The organism is Streptomyces colwelliae (assembly GCF_048158785.1).
Taxonomy (GTDB): Bacteria; Actinomycetota; Actinomycetes; order Streptomycetales; family Streptomycetaceae; genus Streptomyces.
Map to the genome: position 1 here is coordinate 1 of NZ_JBLTJC010000012.1, position 18444 is coordinate 18444.

The 18444-nt window shown below is 70.6% G+C and carries 17 protein-coding genes; 7 read left to right on the forward strand and 10 right to left on the reverse strand.

Annotated features, from left to right (window positions below; all coding sequences use genetic code 11):
• On the forward strand, nucleotides 1–799 hold a 799-nt coding region (locus tag ACNFOC_RS04290; RefSeq protein WP_416956711.1), incomplete at its 5' end, for a 2-phosphosulfolactate phosphatase.
• 11 nt (nucleotides 800–810) lie between these two features.
• On the opposite strand, the gene ACNFOC_RS04295 is transcribed toward ACNFOC_RS04290, so the two are convergent.
• From ACNFOC_RS04295 to ACNFOC_RS04325, 7 genes are all read right to left on the reverse strand, one after another.
• On the reverse strand, nucleotides 811–1224 hold the full coding sequence (locus ACNFOC_RS04295) for an anti-sigma factor antagonist (RefSeq protein ID WP_416956713.1): 414 nt from the start codon (nucleotides 1222–1224) through the stop codon (nucleotides 811–813).
• Between the two features lie 35 nt (nucleotides 1225–1259).
• Nucleotides 1260–1685 (reverse strand): ATP-binding protein, encoded by a 426-nt coding sequence (locus ACNFOC_RS04300; RefSeq protein WP_266863942.1) that lies wholly within the window; start codon nucleotides 1683–1685, stop codon nucleotides 1260–1262.
• On the reverse strand, nucleotides 1685–2092 hold the full coding sequence (locus tag ACNFOC_RS04305) for a pyridoxamine 5'-phosphate oxidase family protein (RefSeq protein WP_416956715.1): 408 nt from the start codon (nucleotides 2090–2092) through the stop codon (nucleotides 1685–1687). Before ACNFOC_RS04305 ends, ACNFOC_RS04300 begins: the two co-directional genes overlap by 1 nt.
• Entirely contained in the window at nucleotides 2089–3822 is a 1734-nt protein-coding gene (locus ACNFOC_RS04310; RefSeq protein WP_416956716.1) for a SulP family inorganic anion transporter, read from the reverse strand. The genes ACNFOC_RS04305 and ACNFOC_RS04310 overlap by 4 nt, the downstream gene beginning before the upstream one ends.
• Complete coding sequence (locus ACNFOC_RS04315) at nucleotides 3822–4160, reverse strand: ArsR/SmtB family transcription factor (RefSeq protein WP_416956718.1); 339 nt, start codon at nucleotides 4158–4160, stop codon at nucleotides 3822–3824. Before ACNFOC_RS04315 ends, ACNFOC_RS04310 begins: the two co-directional genes overlap by 1 nt.
• Before the next feature lie 195 nt (nucleotides 4161–4355).
• Nucleotides 4356–4715 (reverse strand): zinc ribbon domain-containing protein YjdM, encoded by a 360-nt coding sequence (locus tag ACNFOC_RS04320; RefSeq protein ID WP_416956719.1) that lies wholly within the window; start codon nucleotides 4713–4715, stop codon nucleotides 4356–4358.
• Between the two features lie 127 nt (nucleotides 4716–4842).
• Nucleotides 4843–5877 carry a DUF8189 domain-containing protein gene (locus ACNFOC_RS04325; protein WP_416956720.1) on the reverse strand — a complete coding sequence of 345 codons (1035 nt, stop codon included), beginning with the start codon at nucleotides 5875–5877 and terminating at the stop codon, nucleotides 4843–4845.
• 229 nt (nucleotides 5878–6106) lie between these two features.
• Between ACNFOC_RS04325 and ACNFOC_RS04330 the strand changes: the two genes are divergently transcribed.
• From ACNFOC_RS04330 to ACNFOC_RS04350, 5 genes are all read left to right on the forward strand, one after another.
• On the forward strand, nucleotides 6107–6877 hold the full coding sequence (locus ACNFOC_RS04330) for an FAD-dependent oxidoreductase (protein ID WP_416956721.1): 771 nt from the start codon (nucleotides 6107–6109) through the stop codon (nucleotides 6875–6877).
• Between the two features lie 237 nt (nucleotides 6878–7114).
• Nucleotides 7115–8377 carry an SLC13 family permease gene (locus tag ACNFOC_RS04335; RefSeq protein WP_416956723.1) on the forward strand — a complete coding sequence of 421 codons (1263 nt, stop codon included), beginning with the start codon at nucleotides 7115–7117 and terminating at the stop codon, nucleotides 8375–8377.
• A gap of 3 nt (nucleotides 8378–8380) precedes the next feature.
• Complete coding sequence (locus ACNFOC_RS04340; RefSeq protein ID WP_416956725.1) at nucleotides 8381–8881, forward strand: universal stress protein; 501 nt, start codon at nucleotides 8381–8383, stop codon at nucleotides 8879–8881.
• Nucleotides 8882–9048: 167 nt separating this feature from the next.
• Entirely contained in the window at nucleotides 9049–9369 is a 321-nt protein-coding gene (locus tag ACNFOC_RS04345) for an STAS domain-containing protein (RefSeq protein ID WP_416956818.1), read from the forward strand.
• Between the two features lie 80 nt (nucleotides 9370–9449).
• Nucleotides 9450–9605: a hypothetical protein gene (locus ACNFOC_RS04350; RefSeq protein ID WP_416956727.1), complete on the forward strand. Its 156-nt coding sequence runs from the start codon at nucleotides 9450–9452 to the stop codon at nucleotides 9603–9605.
• A 662-nt stretch (nucleotides 9606–10267) separates the two neighbouring features.
• Here ACNFOC_RS04350 and ACNFOC_RS04355 read toward each other — a convergent pair.
• Both ACNFOC_RS04355 and ACNFOC_RS04360 read right to left on the reverse strand, forming a co-directional pair.
• Nucleotides 10268–12586, reverse strand: coding sequence for a SpoIIE family protein phosphatase (locus ACNFOC_RS04355; protein ID WP_416956729.1), 2319 nt, complete (start codon nucleotides 12584–12586; stop codon nucleotides 10268–10270).
• 1127 nt (nucleotides 12587–13713) lie between these two features.
• Complete coding sequence (locus tag ACNFOC_RS04360; protein WP_416956731.1) at nucleotides 13714–15570, reverse strand: hypothetical protein; 1857 nt, start codon at nucleotides 15568–15570, stop codon at nucleotides 13714–13716.
• A gap of 838 nt (nucleotides 15571–16408) precedes the next feature.
• Between ACNFOC_RS04360 and ACNFOC_RS04365 the strand changes: the two genes are divergently transcribed.
• Nucleotides 16409–16627 carry a hypothetical protein gene (locus tag ACNFOC_RS04365; RefSeq protein WP_406129542.1) on the forward strand — a complete coding sequence of 73 codons (219 nt, stop codon included), beginning with the start codon at nucleotides 16409–16411 and terminating at the stop codon, nucleotides 16625–16627.
• Between the two features lie 350 nt (nucleotides 16628–16977).
• Here ACNFOC_RS04365 and ACNFOC_RS04370 read toward each other — a convergent pair whose 3' ends face one another.
• Nucleotides 16978–18387 carry an IS701 family transposase gene (locus tag ACNFOC_RS04370; RefSeq protein ID WP_416956733.1) on the reverse strand — a complete coding sequence of 470 codons (1410 nt, stop codon included), beginning with the start codon at nucleotides 18385–18387 and terminating at the stop codon, nucleotides 16978–16980.
• Nucleotides 18388–18444: the final 57 nt, after the last annotated feature.

Below are 18444 nucleotides of genomic sequence, written 5' to 3' on the forward strand. Positions count from 1 at the left end.
GGGCATGGGTGACTGGGCCGTCCAGTCCGGCAGCGGGATCCGCTTCGAGTGGGGGCCCGCCGGAGCGGGCCACCTCGCCGGGGAGGCCGCCTGTCTGGTCGTCGTCGACGTGCTGTCCTTCACCACCGCCGTGAGCGTCGCTGTGCAACAGGGCATCCGGGTGCTGCCGTTCTGGCTGCCGGACGGTTTCGCCGCCCCGGCCGAGCGGGCCGCAGCGGCGAAGGCCGCCGCCGTATACGCACGGCAGTGCGGTGCACGACTGGCCGTCGCCCGCCACACCGTCACTCCCGAGAGTCCCTGGTCCCTCTCCCCGGCCCACCTGCGCCGCGCCCCCTTCGCCGCACGCCTGGTACTGCCCTCCCCGAACAGTGCGGCCATCGCGGCGGCTGCACCGCCGCGCGTGCGGGTGGTCGCCGCCTGCCTGCGCAACATCCTCGCGGTCGGCGAGTGGCTCACCGCCCATGGTTATGGCACGCCCAACCGTCCGGTGGCCGTGATCGCCGCAGGGGAGCAGTGGCCGGACGGCAGCCTGCGCCCCGCGCTGGAGGACCTGCTCTGCGCCGGTGCCCTCATCTGCGACCTGCACGTCCAGGGCGCGGGACCCATGTCCGTTGAGGCAGCCGCCGCGAAAGCGGCCTATGAGGGCACCGCCGACCTCAGACGCGCGGTCGCCGGCTGCACCTCCGGCCGGGAGTTGGCCGCAACGGGTTTCGTCGAGGACGTGGCCATCGCGACGGAGGAGGACGTCGACACCGTCGTACCCGTACGGGACGGCGACGGCGCCTTCGCCCCCGGCTGACCCCAGCGGACTCACTCCTGTGCGTGGTCGGTGCTCGGCCAGCCTGTTGTGCGCCACTCGTGGCGGCCCTGTGCCGGTTCGGTGTGCCGCGTGCTGTGTGCCGCGAGCGCGCCGGCCAGATCGCTGTGCACGGGGATGGGCGGACAGTCCGCGTCGGGCACGAGGGAGCCGTCTGCGGGGATCGCGGCCAGTTCCAGGCCGCGACCCGCTGCGGCGAGACGGCGTGCGGCCTCGGTGATCGCCGTCTGGCCCTCGGCCGACCAGCCACGCAGCGCGGTCAGGTCGACGATGACCGGACCGCTCCCGCGCTGTACCACCCAGCCGATGGCACCGGCGAAGCGGTGGACGGCGTCCGGGCCCAGGTACCCGCAGACGGACAGGATGCCGAGTTCCTGCTCGACGGTGTAACGCCACTCGATGGTCATGATCGTCAACTTCCTTGCACGTCAGCCGGTCTGCTTCACAGGGGGAGGGTGATCCAGATGCTCTTGCCCCTGCCGTCGGCGTCGCCCCGGACGACCGCCGTGCCGCCCAGGCCGAGGGTGAGCTCCATGACGGTCGCCAGGCCGCCGGACCCGGCGTCGATGAGCGTCGCGTACAGCGCCGGCTGATGGGGGTGACGGTCGTGCACGGCGAAGGCCAGGGTGTCCTCGCCGGCGGCGTAGATGACGGTCAGCTGAGGTGAGAGTTCCGCGGCGTGCCGGACGCTGTTGGTGACCAGTTCGCTCAGGATCAGCAGGGCGGGATCGACGGTGGGATGGCGGGGGTTTATACCCCACTCGGCCAGTGCACGCTCGGCGGTCTCCCGGGCCGTGCGGACCGCGGACGGCATCGTGGGCAGGGTCAGTACATGCCGGTGGGGCAGGGCCTCCAGCCGGGTGCTCATCACGCCTCCGCGCGAGCGAAGCGGAATCCGGTGACGGTCCGGGGGTGCAGGCGCAGCAGGGTGTCGTGCGGGCCGTGCGTCCAGCCGCTGAGAGTGCGCCGGTAGTGCGCGGCCTCGTCGGGGTCGGTGATCATGTCGGCCCGTCCGGCGACGGTGACGCTCCAGCCCGTGCCGGTGGCCGTGCGGATTTCGTCCACGTGGTAGGTCACGTCGAAGGGGACCGCAGCGGCGGGGGCGGGTGTACGTACCACCAGGCGCCCGTACTCCCAGGTGTGGTGGCCGGGCCGGATGACGGTCAGGTCCCGCTGCGGGTACACCAGCCGCCCCAGGGTGCTGCCCTCCAGCAGCCATAGGGCTTCGGTACCGGAGACCTCGACCATGCGCAGCGCTGCGGGCAGAGTGCTCATCCGACGGTTTCCTCTGTTTCCTCGCTGATCGGCCGGGGCGACTGGGCGGGGAGCGGCGGCATGACACCGGCGCATTCCAGGTAGGTGCGGGCGCCCCGGATCGCCTCGGGTGTGGTGGCGTACTCGCGCCCCTCCCGGCACAGCAGCTCCAACACGCCGACCGAGTCCAGGACCTGGCGCTGGCCGTGACGTATCCCGGAGGTCATGACGGCGATGCCCCGCCGCTGGAGCTTGTCCACCGCGTCCTTGAGGACGAGCGCACCCGTGGCGTCGATGGTGCTCACTCGGGACATGCGCAGGATGACGACGCGCACGTCGGCGACTTCCGCCAGCTCCAGCAGAAAGCGGTGGGCACCGGCGAAGAACAGCGGGCCGTCGATGCGGTATGCGACGATGTGCTCGGCCAGCAGCGCATGCTCCTCGGCGCTGTGGTCGCCGCGGTCGAGGGGGACCTCTTCGAGGCGGGCCTGCAGGGCCACGGCACGCAGGGCGAGGGCGCCCGCCACTGCCAGGCCGATGATCACCGCGTAGACGAGGTCGAGGGCGAGGGTTGCGACGGCGGTCAGCACCAGGATCAGCGCGTCGGAACGGGTCGCCTTCGCCATGGCCCGCAGCGAGCCGACCTCGACCATGCGGACGGCGGTCGCCAGCAGCACGCCCGCCAGCGCGGCGAGCGGAATCTTCGAGACGAGCGGGGAGGCCGCGAAGACGATCACCGCGAGGACCGCGGCATGGACCAGGGAGGCGAGCCGCGAGCTCGCGCCGGTACGGACGTTGACCGCGGTCCGCGCGATCGCGCCGGTCGCCGGCACCCCGCCGAACAGCGGGGCGGCGATGTTGGCCAGCCCCTGGCCGAACAGCTCCCGGTCCGGATCATGCTTCTGTCCCACCGTCATCCCGTCCGCCACGGAGGCCGACAGCAGCGACTCCAGCGCGGCCAATGCCGCCACCGCTACCGCCGGGGCCAGCAGCGAGCCGAGCGCCCCCACGTCCAGGAAGGCGAGTGAAGGCGCGGGCAGGCCGGACGGCAGGTCACCGATCGGCTTCGCCGCGTCCAGGCCGGCGAGCTGCGCCACCACCGTCGCCGCGATCACCGCGAGGATGGAGAAGGGGACCGTGGGCCGCCAGCGGGCGCCGATCAGCATGACGGCGGCGACGGCCAGGGCGAAGGCGGCGGCGGTCCAGTTCGGGTGCTGCGCGAACTCCTGGAGTGCGTGCCAGGCCACCACGAGGACGCGGTCGCCCCCGGGCTTGGGCACGCCCAGGGCGTTGGGGATCTGCTGCAGCCCGATCACGCAGGCGATGCCCAGAGTGAAACCCTCGACGACCGGCGCGGGCACGTACTGCATGTATTTGCCGGCCTTCAGCACCGCCAGGACGACGAGCATCACGCCCGCCATCAGGCCGACGGCCAGCACCCCGCCCGGCCCGTGCTCGGCAACGATGGGCACCAGCACCACCGTCATCGCACCGGTAGGACCGGACACCTGCAGATTCGAACCGCCGAACACCGCGGCCAGCGCTCCCGCGATCACCGCGGTCGCCAGCCCCGCCTCGGCGCCGAGCCCGGAGGAGACGCCGAAACCGAGCGCCAGCGGCAGCGCCACGATCGCCACCGTCAGGCCGGCCAGCAGGTCCCGGCGCGGATCCCGGCGCATCTCCGCCAGATCACCGCGGCCGGGCAGCAGCCCGGCAAGCCGGCCACCCACCCGGCCCAGCAAGGCTCTCATCACGCGGAAACCCCGGTATCCCGCAGCTGGGCCAGCAGCTCGTTCTGCCCGGCCAGTACGTCACTCAGGATCCGGCGCGCCACCCGCATCAGGTCGGCGACATCCCCGCTGGCCAGCGCATACACCACCGTGGAGCCCTCGCGCCGGGAGGTGACGATGCCCGAGCGGCGCAGCACCGCCAGCTGTTGCGACAGGCTGGAGGGCTCCACCTCGATCGCGGCCAGCAGCTCCCGTACCGGCATCGGCCTGTCCTGCAGCAGCTCCAGCACCCGTATCCGTACGGGATGCCCCAGCATCCTGAAGAACTCGGCCTTGGCCTGGTACAGCGGAACGGACACGGCTTCCTCGGCTTCCCGACGGCGCCCCACCCGGCGCGGACATGACGGCTGTGCCCGCGGCTACCGGCGACGGGCACAGCCAGCACAGCATCTAATGAATTGCGAAATTTTGCAATTCAGCATCATGTTGCTGTCCGGCAGACTTCTCCATGCAGGCCGGAGGGCCGAGAGGAAGGCGGTGGCTGCCGGCTGCGGTCAGGCTTTCTTGACCACACTGGACTTGAGCTGCATCGCACCGAAACCGTCGATCTTGCAGTCGATGTCGTGGCCGTCGACCCCGTCGACCAGCCGGATGCCGCGCACCTTGGTGCCGGCCTTGATCCCCGAGGGGCTCCCCTTGACCTTGAGCGCCTTGACCACGACAACGGCGTCGCCGTCCTGCAGCACATTGCCGACGGCGTCCTTGACGACCCGCTCCCCGGTAACGTCCCCGCCCTGTGCGCCACTCTCGGCGGGAACCCACTCGTGGCCGCACTCCGGGCACACCACCAGGGCGTTCGTCTCGTAGGTGTACTCACACGAGCACTTCGGACAAGCAGGAAGGTTCTCGATCATCCGCTCAGGGTATCCGGCGCGGGCTTCCGGCCCGGGGGGCGAGGCCACAGCCCCAGCGTCGGGACATGCTGATGCGGAAGCCAGGCAGCCGGTCCTCCGGAGGGTCGGCGCCACAACCGGTGTGTGCCTACGCCCAGTTCTGGCGCTGGAGCCACAGGTCCTTGGCGGTGCCCGAGCCCTGGGTGAACACGTAGAGCAGGCCCTCGCTGTTGGCGATGACCGGGCTGACGTGGACCGTGCCGATGACTCCGGCCAGTGACTGGAAGGTGCCGTAGGCGCTGTCGTTCTCCTGGTTCTCCACGTCCACCCACAGCGCGTTGTCGTTGCCCTTGACCAGTACGTTGACGCGTCCGTCCTGGCCGAGCGCGGCGGTCGGGCGGTCGATGATGCCGCTGTTGATCTTGACCGAGGGGTTGAAGTTCTCGTAGTCGTCGGTCTGCCCGACCCACCAGGCGGCCTGGTCGCTGCCCCGGTAGAAGATCTGCACGCGTCCGGCGGCGTCCAGCAGCGCCGTGGGCTTGCTGGTCACCCCGGTGGTGTTGGACTGCCACGCCTCCCACGAGTCGGCGGAGTTGGGGGCCTGCTGCTGGATGGTGTACAGGGTGTCGCTCCCGCCCTTGACGGCCACCACCACGCGCCCGGTCGCGTCCAGGACCGGTGACGGGGAGGCGTAGATGCCGCCGCCCAGCGAGGTGGGCTTGCCGTACGTCTCGTACTTGAGGTCCTGGTTGCGGACGTACCACAGGGCCCCGTCGCTGCCCTGGAAGAACACCTGGATGCGGCCGTCCGCGTTGAGCACGGAGACCGGGTCGCCGCCGACGGAGGTCACGATGCTCTGCGGCGCGGCGAAGCCGCCGTTGACGGCGTTCTGGGTGATGACCTCGATGGCGTTGCCAGGAGTGCGGTAGAACACCCGGATCTTGCCGTCCTTGCCGCGGATGGCGTGCGGGGTGCCGGCGATCCGCGATCCCTGGTGCTGGGTCCACGCCGCCCACGCGCGGTTCCGCTGTTCCCAGCGGCTCCACAGGGTGTCGCTGCCGCCCCGCACGAAGACCTGCACCCGGTTGTCCGCGTTGAGGACCGGCGCCGGTTCGGCGTAGATGTCGCCTTCCAGGTTGATCCAGGTTCCCCAGTTCGTGCCGGGTGTGGTCGAGACTGCCATGTGCTTCTCCTCAGGTTCCCGCAACCGCGCTGTTGCGGTGCGTAGTTGATCCGTTACGGAGGATGACCGCTGGTGGTCCGGGGGGAACCTCGCGAGGGCGTATTCGACTGGATATCAACAGGGCGGCCGGGGATGCTCCCTTGACGCATGAGGCATGTGCCTCCGGCGCGTTCGGACCCTGTGGAGCTGCCCCGGAGGGCCGTGCGGGTCGTGATGAAACCGCAGGTCGATGGGGATCTCCAGGGAGGATGCCAATGCTCCCGCCGGGTTCGGGGAGTGCGGGGGATGTGTTTCCGCTGGGCGCTCCGGGGGTGGCCCCGCGCTCGGCGCGGTCGTCGGCGACCTGCACCGGGACAACGGCGTCCGCCTCCACCTCGGCGTCGGCGTACACGGCTGGAGCGAGGACAAGCGCGGCGTGACAGTCCTGCTCGACGACGGGGAACAGGACCACGCGGATGCCGCCGTCGTCGGTGTAGGAACCGTCCCCCGCACCGACTGGTTCTGGCACACCGGCGTCGACCTCACCGACGGGGTCCTGCGCGGCCTCACCACCCACGTCGCCGGCCCGGACGGCGACCCGGTCGACGGCATCGTGGCGGCAGGCGACATCGCTCGCTGGCCCAACCCGCGTTTCGACGACGTCCCGCGCCGCGTCGAGCACTGGATCAACGCCATCGAGATGGGCCGCCACGCCGCCGAAGCCCTGCTCCAAGGCCCTCAGGCCGCCGCCCCGTTCGCGCCGGTGCCCCGCTTCTGGCCGCACCAGCACGGAGTGCGCATCCAGTCAGTCGGTATGCCCGGCCTGGGCACCGAAATGACCATTTTGGACGGAGAGCCGACCATGCGCCGCACGGTAGTCGGCTACACGCGTCCCGGGCCGGAGGGGATCCCGGTGCTGGTGGGCGCGGTCGCCCTGGACTCGCCCCGCGCGCTGCTGAGTTACCGCGACCGAGTCGGCCACCCATTGGCCTCGGTACCAGCGCGGTACCGCGCTGCGTGACGCCCGAGCCCGACCGCCTGGGGCGTACCAGCACCCGTCGCTTCCAAGTATCCACCTTGCGATCCCACCAGCGGCAGGTCGCCGATGCCTTGACAGCCGATCACGGCATGGCCGCCACTTCCCGGGCAGCGTCCTGACCTGACGGGGCACATGCTCAGGGCCGGGACGTCTTACTTTGGCGGGATACCTTCTCCGTGGTTCACCCGGCGGCCCGCCGCCGCTGCACGGAAGGACCCGATGCTGAACGCCTCGCTCGCGGAGACACTGTCCGTGGCCTTGCTGGTGTTGGTGCTGGCCTGCGCGGTCGTCCGTCCCTTCGGCTGGCCGGAGGCGGTGGTCGCCGTCCCGGCCGCCGCGCTGGTGATCGCCACCGGGGCGATCTCCTGGGACGATGCCGTGGCCGAGGCCGGACGGCTCGGGCCGGTGATCGGCTTCCTGGCGGCGGTCCTGGTCCTGGCCCAGCTCTGCGACGACGAGGGGCTGTTCCACGCGTGCGGGGCCTGGATGGCGCGTACTGCCGCGGGCCGGCCACGCAGCCTGCTGGGCCAGGTGTTCCTGGCCGCGTCGCTGATCACGGCGGTGCTGAGTCTCGATGCCACGGTGGTGCTGCTGACCCCGGTGGTGTTCGCCACTGCCGCCCGGCTCGGCGCGCGCCCCAAACCGCACGTGTACGCCTGCACCCACCTGTCGAACACGGCCTCGCTGCTGCTGCCGGTCTCCAATCTGACCAACCTATTGGCGTTCGCGGCCAGCGGGCTGAGTTTCACCCGGTTCGCCGCGCTGATGGCGCTGCCCTGGCTGGCCGCCATCGGCGTCGAGTACGGGGTCTTCCGGCGTTTCTTCGCCACCGACCTGGATGCCGGGGCGCAGTCCCCGCCCGCCGCCGACCCGCCCGAAGTGCCGTTGTTCGCCCTGGTCACCGTGGGTTGCACGCTGGCCGGGTTCGTCCTGACCTCAGCGCTCGGCATCAATCCGGCCTGGGCGGCCCTGGCTGGCGCCCTGGCCCTCGCCGTGCGCGCCCTGCTCCAGCGCAGCACCACCCCGAAGGTGCTGCTGCGCTCCGCCTCGGTGCCCTTCCTCGCTTTTGTCCTCGCGCTGGGCATCGTGGTGCGGGCGGTCGTCGACAACGGGCTGGATGCGGCCCTGGGCCATCTCATCCCCGACGGCACCGCTCTGCCCGCCCTGTTCGGTCTCGCCGCCCTGGCCGCCGTGCTGGCGAATGTGATCAACAACCTGCCCGCGGTGCTTGTGATGCTGCCGCTGACGGCTCCGTCCGGGCCCGGAGCCGTGCTCGCGGTGCTGTTGGGGGTAAACATCGGCCCCAACCTCACCTACGCCGGTTCGCTGGCCACCCTGTTGTGGCGGCGTATCGTCCACGCCCACGATGGCGAGGTGGAGTTGAAGGAGTTCACCCGGCTCGGCCTGTATGCCGTTCCGGCGAGCCTGGGCGCCGCGGTGCTGGCACTGTGGGCTTCACTGGCCGTGATCGGAGGAGGCTGACCCATGACCGTGGTGGTCTGGATCGTCGAGGGCACCTGGTCCGCGTGTGTGGACGCCGCCCGAACCTATGCCCCGGCGGATGCCGACATCACCCTGCTCCACGTCACCGGGGCCGACATCCCGGGCGCGGCGCACGGCGCCTTCGCCGGCCTGCTCGGCCGCGGCCACCGCGAACGCGACCCCGGCAACCGCCTGGAGCACCTCGCCGCCATGTCCGCCGCCCAGCTGCTCCAGGCCGCCGCCGATCGCCTGGGCCGCCCCTGTACTCGCACCGAGCGCACCGGCCGCATCGAACGCGAGGTCGTCGCCGCGACGGAGGGCGCCGGACTGCTCATTCTGGCCCGCGACGGCGACCGCACCCGCCTCGGCCCGCACAGCCTCGGCCCCGCCAGCCGCTTCGTCGTCGACCACGCTCCGTGTCCCCTTCTGCTCGTCTGGCCAGAGACGGTCCCCGGCCTCACCACCATGCCGCCCCCGCCACCGCATTCCCCGCACCGCCGGTAAGAGAGGGCTTCGCTCGTGGCGCCGTTCCTCCGGGTCGGTCCACCTGGTCCTGGGCTGGTGACCGTGGCGGCGCGTACTGTGATGACAGCTCGCCTTGCCGCTCGAAGGTGGGTGGTGTGCCGGGAAGTCTGGTCGGCGAAGTGTCTGTCGTGCCCGGAAGGCTTGCCGTGCCGCTCACGCCCCCACCCCGCCAACGTGCTCGGACAGTCGTCCGGCTGTGCGGGGAGCTGACCTCCAGCAGGGCGCCTCACATCCGCAGGAGACTCCTCAGAGCCTTCGCCCGGGCCCCCAGCGTCATGGAAGTGGACCTCGGCAAGGTCACCTACCTTGCCCCGGCGGCCAGCGCGCTGCTGCTGGCCGCAGCCGCCGCCGCACGCCGCTCCGGTACGCGTTTCGTCATCACCCGTGCCTCGGCGCGCAGCGTGCGTGTTCTTCGTGAGCTCGGCATGCAGCGCCTCATGGATGAACCACTTGTTCCTGACCGGTAGCTTTGCGATGAGACAAGAGTCTGGCGATGTCACTCCGAAACGGCCCCTCCTCTCCGCCTCCTTCCACGCCGCAGGAGATCGTGATCCAGGAGGTCCTCACCTGCTTCGACGCCTATGCCCGTATCCGCTCGGCGCGTGGCAGCGTCCTTGGTGCCTCCCGCGTCGGCCCGCGCGAGGAAGAACGTGCCTTCAACGATCTGCAACAAGCGATCGCACGGCTCCGCACCATCTCCTGAACCCGGTGGGACCGGAGGGACCGGGATGCAGGCTGCCTGTCGTCCGGAGAGGGCGAGCTTTGTGCACACGGACGGGCCATGCCGAGCCTCGGCTGAAGGATGCATAGAACGACAGCCGTCTCGGGTGGCGGGGCGGGAAAGGGATGCTCGCGCCGTGAGCCCAAGAGCGGCCGCCGCCGGGGACGGGCCCATGCCGGCGGCGGCCGCCTCGGCGCGAGGAGGGCGCGCGGCTCCGCTGCGTCTTCCTCGCACGTTCGCCCTCTCCGACGCCCGGGGCTGCGGGAGCTGTCTCGAGAGCGGGCCGGGAGGGCGAAGGGCCGGGGTCGCGTTGTCGGCGTAGAACGCGACCTCCGGCCGCCCAACGGTGTCGGACGGTCACCTGTCGACCCGGGGGCTGGGGGTCAGCGGCGGGGTACGGACCGTGCGCGACTGAACGGTCGCACCCCTTCCGTTCCCATGTCCGAAGGTAGCGGGTGCCCGCAAGGGGTGTGAAGAGGAGCTCCAGACCACTGTGCGGAGGCGCTGCCTGCGCCACGGGCGCGTGGGCGGCATTCGAGTTCCTCGCGGTCGTCTCAGCCAGGCCGGGATCCGGTGCGATCACCTTACGGTTCCACCAGGCGGAGCTGTGGCCTCCCATGCGAGTGGGTCGCCAGCGCCGCTACTCACAGCCGGAGGGTGAACCAGGTGACCTTTCCCTGGTCGGTGGGGCGGACGCCCCAGTGGTCGGCGAGGGTGTCGACGAGGATGAGGCCCCGTCCGGACTCCTCGTCCTCGGCGGCCAGCCGAGGCTGGGGCAGATGAGGGCTCAGGTCACTGATCTCGACGGCGAGTTCGGTGTCGGTACGGCGCAGGTGCAGGACGAGGGGGCCCTCCGCGTGCTGGACGGCGTTGGTGAGTACCTCGGAGACCAGGAGCCTGGCGTCGTCAGCCCTCTCCGTGCAGTCCCACTCGGTGAGAGTCTTGACCACGAACGAGCGGCCCTCGGCCACCGCGGAGGCCACGGCCGGGAGCTGCGCGGTGGCGGTGGCCAGCGGCGCGGCCGGGAACTGGGTCAGCAGCAGAGTGACGTCGTCGTTGTGACCTTCGGCGTCGGGCAGCAACGTGGCGAGGGCATGGTCGGCGACGGCTTCGAGGCCGGCGCCGGAGGTGAAGGCGTCACTGAGGGCTGTGGTCAGCACGTCGATCTGGTGCTCGATGTCGCTGCCGGGTGTTTCGACCATGCCGTCCGTGTACAGGACGAGGGTGGCACCGGCCGGAATCGCTGCCGAAGACTGCTGGTAGAGGACGTCGCCTACACCGAGCGGCGCGTTGACGGGCGCCGGAATCCGGCGGGTGCCGTCGCCCGGGACGGCGACGAGGGTGGGCAGATGGCCGGCCGAGCAGGTTGTCACGGACCCGGTGTCCGGGGCGATGACCAGATAGCAGCAGGTGACCAGTTGGTCGGGGACGTCGAGGTCGGCGACGACCGCGTCCAGGGCCTGCATGAGCTGACGGGGCTGCATACCGGTCTTGGCCAGGGCGTGGGCGGCGGAGCGCAGCTGCCCCATTACGGAGGCCGCTTCCAGACCGCGGCCCATGACGTCACCGATGACGATGCCGACCCGCCCGGCGCCGAGCGGAATGAGGTCGAACCAGTCGCCGCCCACTCCGGCGCCCTGGGTGGCGGGCCGGTAACGGCTGGCGGTGGCCAGGCCGGGGATGGCGGGCGGGGTGCCCATCAGGCTGCGCTGCAGGGTCAGGGCGATGTGCTTCTGCTGTTCGTACAGGGCTTTCAGTTCGGCTTCGGCACGCTTGCGGTCGCTGATGTCGCGCACGATGGCGCAGGCGCCGACGACCATGCCGCCGGGGGCGCGGGTGGGCCACAGGGTGACGTCGACGTCGAGCATCCTGCCGATGCTGGTGAGCCGGAAGGTTTCGAAGTGCTCGATCTTCTCGCCCTCCTGCAGCCTCTCCAGCAACAGGATGATCTCGTCCTTGTGCTCCGGCGGCGCCAGCATGGACACGTGCCGGCCGATGGCTTCCTCGGCCGTGTAGCCGTACAGCCGTTGCGCGGCGGTGTTCCAGTAGGTGATGCGGCCGTCGAGGGTTTTGGCGAGGATAGCGTCCTGAGAGGACTCGACCAGTGCGGCGAGTTCGTTGATGCGGGCCTCGGCGGCCTTGCGTTCGCTGACGTCGCGGACGGCGGCGGAGACGAGGAGGCCGTCGCTGGTTTCCAGGGGGCTGAGGCTGATTTCGACGGGGAACTCGCTGCCGTCCTTGCGTAGCCCGTGCAGTTCCAGCCCCGCCCCCATCGGACGCACCTGCTGATTGGTGGCATAGCCGGAGCGGTGCAGTACGTGATGGGAGCGGAACCGCTCGGGCACCAGCAACTCGACAGGACGGCCGAGGAGTTCTTTGCGCGGGTAGCCGAAGAGGGTCTCGGTCTGCGCGTTGACCAGCTTGATCGTCCCGGTGTCGTCCACGATCACCATGGCGTCCGGAGCCGACTCCAGGAGGCTGCGAAACCTTTCCTCGGCGGCCTTGCGTTCGCTGACGTCGCGGACGGCGGCGGAGACGAGGAGGCCGTCGCTGGTTTCCAGGGGGCTGAGGCTGATCTCGACGGGGAACTCGCTGCCGTCCTTGCGTAGCCCGTGCAGTTCCAGCCCCGCCCCCATCGGACGGACCTGCCGGGTGCCGGCATACCCGTCGCGATGGACGCCGTGATGGGCGCGGAATCGGCCCGGGATGAGCATCTCCACCGGGCGGCCGAGGAGTTCTGCCCGCAGATACCCGAAGAGTGTCTCAGTCTGCGCGTTGACGAGCCTGATCGTCCCGGAGTCGTCGACGATCACCATCGCGTCCGGGGCCGCTTCCAACAACCCCCGGAACCGGTCCTCCACCCGGGGCGACTCGAATTCACGGGCCCGTACGACGCAGTGGTGGTGTATGCACCCGGTGGACCCGGCTCCGTCGGTTGCCTCCGCGGTGATGGTGTCGCCCATGTCGGCCCCAACTGGCTAGCGCTGAAGGTGAATCGGACCATCTCAGCGCATCCCGGCCACATCCACCTCCAAGTGCCGATTACTGGCTGGGCAGCGGCCGAAGCTGCCCACTTGTGACCGACTGGCGGACCCCGTCCGGCGCCCTTCGAGATGGTCATGCTGAACTGCATACAAACCCATCAGACAGGGAATGTCCGGCGCGGCAGGCGTATGCCCGCACGTTCAGCGCCTGCGAGAACTCTCCGGTTGAGGGCCCGGCGTGATCGCCCGGGAGCCGGTGCGCGACCAGCGGTGCAAGGCCGCGAGTGTGGCAGGAGCGACTCGGCCGGACAGGGGCACGCTTGATCACGGAAGGGCAGAGGCAGCCGGGAAGTCTCCACGTCGCCGCCGCTCGATGGGCCACAGAGTCGGAACGGGGCGAGGCGAGACAGAGCGGGTCGGAAGCCGGTGCACCAGATGAGCGCGTTGGCCTTCACGCGGGTGCCGTCGGCCTACTCGACGCCTTCGGGGAGGATGCCGATGAACATCAGGCTCACCTTGCGCAGTCCGCCCCACCGGCATCGAAGACGTCGAGGCGGGCGCCGAGGCGGAGTGACGGTGTGACGCGTACGGCACGGCGGCCGGTAGCCTGCTGGGGAACAGGTAGGCGTCACGCACGAGGTGGTCGAAACGCTGCTGCGCCGCGCCGCTTTGTTGTCCCAGCTCCTGCGATCGGGTACGCACGTGACCCGCAGGAGCAGGAGACGTGGCCGCCCCCGGGCCTCTCCGGTGGCCCGCTAAGGCAGCGTACGACCCTGATCCGTATGTGATCAGTGCCAGCGCTCGGAGCGGGCCGTCGGCTGTCGGCCGGGGGCGGACAACCCCAAGCAATGCTGACCAGGTCGGGAGCCCGGGGCTCGCGCAACATCTGGCGCGACCGCTTCGATGTGTCCTTCGGCCCCGCCGAACTGACCCACATGTGACGGCGGTTCTCGGCGTCGCTGGTCCCCGGCCCGCCCCTTTCACGGCGCGCCCTCGCAAGGCCGTTGCGAAGATACCCGGGTTGACCTGCGGACGAATCATGACCAGCTATCGATGAATCGCCCGGATGCAGGGAACCCCGATCCGCGGGCTGGGCCTGCGCCTTCTCACACGAAGAGCGCGGCTGCCGCGGTGAGGGCCACGAGGAGAAGCAGAACGGGGCCGAGCGGCAGGCCGTGGTCGCGCGGTGAGCTGCGGCCGGTGGGGCGCAGGTCCGGGTGGAGGCGCAGCGCGGTGACCTCCTCGACCATGCGGACGTACGACGGACGCAGCCGCAGGCGTCGCTCGAGCCGCGGCTCGCCCAGGCCCGTCAGGTGCCAGGTGCTGCCGTCCGACCGGCGTATCTCCACGCTGCCCTCATCGGTGTACTGGGCTGCCGCCAGCCGTTCCCAGGGGACGTGCCGCACCGTCCAGGCCCCGGCCAGCCACAGGCCGGTGCTGTCCGCGGTGACGCGCCAGTTGAGGAGGATGGCCACCAGGTTGATCCATATGAGCAGCCCGAGCAGGGGCAGGATCTCCCAGCCGAAGCCGTCGGTCATAAGGGAATGCGTGAAGTAGGCGATGCCGGCTGCCACGCCTGCGGTGAGTGCCACTCCCGCGGTTCGGGCCACGGAGCCGGGTCCCCAGCGCAATAGGTGGCTGGTGGGTGTCAGCGTGGCGGCGATCCGGTCCGTCTGGGCCCGGTGGCGTGACTCTGTGGTGTCGGAGGGGGCTGCCGTGAGGGTATGGGGTGCCAGCAGTGGACCCTTGCCGGTTCGGGGGAGCCGGACCGGGCCGGCGGTACGGGTCACGATCGGGTGCCCGTCCCGGCCTGTCGTGACAAGGGCCAGTTCACCGCCCTCGTACGGAGCGCCGAGTATGACCGCTTCGTGCAATCGCGTGTCGACGACGGAGAGTTCCTCCTCCTCGTCGTCGTATTCGATGCGGTTCACGGGCTCGGCGCCGTCCGGGAGCGCCGCTGTGAGCAGGCAGGTGAAGAGCGGGGCGCGGCCTGAGCTGTTGTCGGCCGCGTAGACCCAGGTCCGACCGTCGTGATCGATGCGTTCCAGCACGCGCAGGGCCGGCACCGGTGCGCGACGCAGCGCCGCGGCACGGCGGCGGGCGAGGACGCCCACGGTGAGCAGGGACAGTCCCGGCAGTCCCGCGGCCAGGGCCAGCAGTTGCCAGCCGAAGGCGTCGTACGGCTCGGCCACCAGGCGCCGCCACGAGCCGTCCTCCAGCACTGTCACCGTGCTGCCGACGCCGTAGTCCTCCGGGTAGAACGCCGCAACGGTGATGCGCCGTGCATCGTCGGTGCGGAGCCGTACCGACTCCTCGCCCTGGCTGATCACTTTCGCTGTGATGCGTACGGCCCGGACCACGTGCTGCTCGTCCGCGCCGATCCCTCTCAGCCCCATGAGGACCGCACCGGCGGCCACAGCGCACAACAGCAGCGCGGCGGCGATCGGGAGCTTTCCTCGCGCGAGCGGGCCGACGGGCCCTGGCAGCGGGTGCCGCACTCCAGCTGCCCGCTCCGTGAGCCGACGCTGCCTGGAGCGGGCGGCCAGTCGCTCGCGGGCCGCGGCCCAGCCCAAGGCGAGAGCCCCGATCACAGCGACGTTCGCGGCCAAGGACATCGAGTCGGCGCCCGGCAGCTCTCCCCATGCCACGATGGCCGCCAGAGCGGGCGCGGCGATCAGCGTGAGCTCCGGCAGCCGGGCGAGCCAGTACAACAGGCCCACGGCCAGGCCCATCTGCACCATCCCGCCCCAGTCCGGCCCACACGGCACCGCATCACTGCACGGCGGTTCCGGCTCCACCGCGATGGCCCACACGACGGTGACCAGCAGCGCCAGCACGGACCACATCGGCCGCGCCCAGTGTGCGGGCCGGGTCCGCAGCCACTGGATGGCGTCAGCGGACGACCAGGCGGCCGTACCCGCAGGAACGGATCCCGACGCTATCGGGACTGGAGTTTCAGACACGCGAGGATTATGCGGCACAGGCCACCACGCCGACGGCCTGGGCGCGAACCATCCACCACGCTGACCAGGCCAGGACATTCGATCGCTGCGGCCTGCGCGCCGTCGCCGGCCCCGCCAGCCCGCGGTTGTGGCCCGAGAGCGGCAGCCGCCTCACCCGCAAGGAAGAGGTAGCAGGCCCAGCGGGCGGCGTCCGCCTCCACCATCGCGGATTTCGGCTCCGTCCCGGCCTGTGCACACGCTGTGGACGGCAGGAGGAAGTGGAGCGAACATCGGCCTGCGGCGGCGGGCCTGTTTCGCATCCGCCGGACCGAGAGAGTGACGACTTGGGCGGCCGTCGCCTCCCTGAGGCAGCAGTTGGCGGACATGGGGTCTGAACGGCTGAGGCAGCGGCCGGGACTGTGCTGGTGGCCGTGGTGGCGCGTAGGGTGACGGCAGCTCACCTCGCCGCTCGGGGGTGGGTGGTGTGCCGGGAAGCCTGGTCGGCGACGTGTCAGTCCGCGTTCGAAAGGCTTGCTGTGCCGCTCATGCTCCCTCCACGCTCTCGTGCGGTCGTCCGGCTGCGGGGCAAGTTGACCGCCGGGGATGCTCGTCGTGTCCGGAGGCAACTCCTGAGAGCCGGGCCCCGGCGTCGTGGAAGTAGACCCCGGCAAGGTCACCTCTATGGCCCCGGAGACCTGCGCGCTGCTGCCGGTCCCTGCAGCCGGTCCCGTGTGCGGTTCGTCATCGCTCGGGCTTCGCCCCGCAGCGTGCGCGTTCTCCGGGAGCTGGGCGTGCACCGTCTGATGGACACACTGCTTCGTCCCGATTCGTAGCCTCGCCATGAGATAGGAGTTCGGCCATGTCACTCCGAAACGGACCCTCCTCCACACCTTCCCCCACGCCGCAGGAGTTGGTGATCCAGGAGGTCCTCGCCTGCTTCGATGTCTATGCTCGCGTCCGTGGGGCGCGTGACAGTGTCCTGGCCGCCTCCCGCGCCGACGCGCGGGAGGAAGAACGCGCCTTCAATGAACTGCGGCAGGCCATCACACGGCTCCGCGCAATCTCCGGGCCCGGGTGACACCAGACGGGGTTCAGGCTGTCGGCCCCTTCAGTCATCGCCGGCGTCTGGGGCTTGGCAGGGGTGAGGCGGTCAGGACTCGGTACTGGTCTGGAGGGTGGTGTCGTGGGAATGACCCCGCCGAGGCCCGTCAGGCTGCGTGTGCCCGCCGCTTCGGCAGTCGGTCTTCGTCCAGTTCAGTGTGCTGCGAGGCGGTTGTACCCGTAGTAGACGCCGAGTTGGCTTCCGCCTGCCTGGGTCTCGGCTGAGTCGGTCATCTCGGCGGAGAAGTCGTCCGCCGGCGCGGTTGCGTCGTAGGCGTGGCGTGCGGCGCCTTCATAGCGGTAGTCCGTTAAACCCGGCGGTAGAGATCAAGGGGTTTGCCGGTGGTGACCGCGTCGAGGAGGGCCTGGAGTTCGAGCGGCGGGTCCTTGTCGGTCCAGGCGCGCCACCAGCGGGTCAGGGTGATCGCCGGGGTGAGCCAGGAACGGACGGCGCGTAAGGCCCTGGGCCAGCAGGGCGGTTGGGGCTGGTGGGGTGTAACGGATCCCCCTCTCTGCTCCCTCGTCGGGACAGGGGTCCGGTGCGGTGGCGGCGAGCGGTCCGGGCGGAGCGAACCACTGGTCCCAGCAGAAGGAGAAGGCGCAGTTGACCAGGGTCTGATGACGTTGGATGGCAGCTGCGGAGCGGACCTGGAAGTCGGCCCAGCCGAGTTCGTCCTTGATCTGTTTGTAGCTCTGCTCGATCCAGGGCCGCAGACCGTAGAGCCGGACGATCTCGGCGAGGTCGGCCGGCGGGTGCGTACTGTCGGCGGCGTGCGGGGCGTCGGGGTGGGGCAGGTTGGTGGTCAGGTACCAGGTGGCCTTCTCCGGCAACAGGCCCGGGTCGGTGGTCGCCACGACCAGGCGGCAGGGACTGTGCGGGCCGTAGCCGCCCAGGCGGGCGTCGGCGGCCCACCACGTCTCGGTGTGACCGTCCCGGAACCGCCGTTCTACTGGTGTCCAGTCGCCGGGATGGTCGGGGTCGGTTCCGGTCAGGGCGCGGGCGGCATCGATCGGGGTGTGCGGCTCATCGGCGCGGGCCCAGGTGCCGCGGTGCGGTTTGAGCGCGACGACGTAGGGAAGACCGGCGTCGCGCAGGGCGAGGTACCAGTCGTCGCTGACCGAGTAGGCGCAGTCGGCGACCACGGCCCGGCAGGCGAAGCCCGCCGCCTTGCCCCGTGCCGCGAGCGCGGCGGAGATCTGCGGTTTGGTGCGGAAGTCCGGGTCGGCCCGGCCGCGGCGGAAGTGGTGGGCGGGGGTGTAGGGCTGCGCGTGCAGCGGGTAGTACACCCGCCCGTCGGTCCACACGGTGGTGACCGTAACGATGCCGTTGTCGGTCTTGCCCAGCCGGCCCAGCCACTGCCGGCCCACGTGCGCCGTGGCCGTGCCGTCCTTGCGGTCTCCGGAGTCGTCGATGACCAGCACACCCCGATCGTGTGGGGCGGTGGCCGGATCAGCGCAAATCAGCTCAAGGCGCCGGTCGTTGATCTTCGCTGCGTCCCAGGTGGACTCCGACAGGAAGAACTGCAGTCGCTGCACTGCTGCGTCCTTCGAGCCGGTCACCGGCTCAACGCCGGCGAGGCAGGTCAGCGTCTTATTGCGGTCACGCGGCGCCAGCAGGGCAGTGAGGTACTCCCGCAGGCCGCGACGCTGGGCCAGCGAGACCAGCAGGTCATCAAAACAGGCCGCGTACTTCTCCAGCGGGCCCGGCGCAGGCGGGCAGACACGTCGCTCGGTCATCGCTCCCCTCCTTGAACGAAACGCCCCTCCCTCCCCCTCTATGAAAGCCCTGAGCCG

Bases quoted from the DNA above. Each gene is read 5' to 3' on its own strand.
- ACNFOC_RS04335 (WP_416956723.1), top strand. From the start codon at position 7,115: ATGCTGAACGCCTCGCTCGCGGAGACACTGTCCGTGGCCTTGCTGGTG.
- ACNFOC_RS04365 (WP_406129542.1), top strand. From the start codon at position 16,409: ATGTCACTCCGAAACGGACCCTCCTCCACACCTTCCCCCACGCCGCAG.
- ACNFOC_RS04310 (WP_416956716.1), bottom strand. From the start codon at position 3,822: ATGAGAGCCTTGCTGGGCCGGGTGGGTGGCCGGCTTGCCGGGCTGCTG.
- ACNFOC_RS04305 (WP_416956715.1), bottom strand. From the start codon at position 2,092: ATGAGCACTCTGCCCGCAGCGCTGCGCATGGTCGAGGTCTCCGGTACC.
- ACNFOC_RS04330 (WP_416956721.1), top strand. From the start codon at position 6,107: ATGGGGATCTCCAGGGAGGATGCCAATGCTCCCGCCGGGTTCGGGGAG.
- ACNFOC_RS04355 (WP_416956729.1), bottom strand. From the start codon at position 12,586: ATGGGCGACACCATCACCGCGGAGGCAACCGACGGAGCCGGGTCCACC.
- ACNFOC_RS04370 (WP_416956733.1), bottom strand. From the start codon at position 18,387: ATGACCGAGCGACGTGTCTGCCCGCCTGCGCCGGGCCCGCTGGAGAAG.
- ACNFOC_RS04320 (WP_416956719.1), bottom strand. From the start codon at position 4,715: ATGATCGAGAACCTTCCTGCTTGTCCGAAGTGCTCGTGTGAGTACACC.
- ACNFOC_RS04300 (WP_266863942.1), bottom strand. From the start codon at position 1,685: ATGAGCACCCGGCTGGAGGCCCTGCCCCACCGGCATGTACTGACCCTG.
- ACNFOC_RS04325 (WP_416956720.1), bottom strand. From the start codon at position 5,877: ATGGCAGTCTCGACCACACCCGGCACGAACTGGGGAACCTGGATCAAC.
- ACNFOC_RS04340 (WP_416956725.1), top strand. From the start codon at position 8,381: ATGACCGTGGTGGTCTGGATCGTCGAGGGCACCTGGTCCGCGTGTGTG.
- ACNFOC_RS04295 (WP_416956713.1), bottom strand. From the start codon at position 1,224: ATGACCATCGAGTGGCGTTACACCGTCGAGCAGGAACTCGGCATCCTG.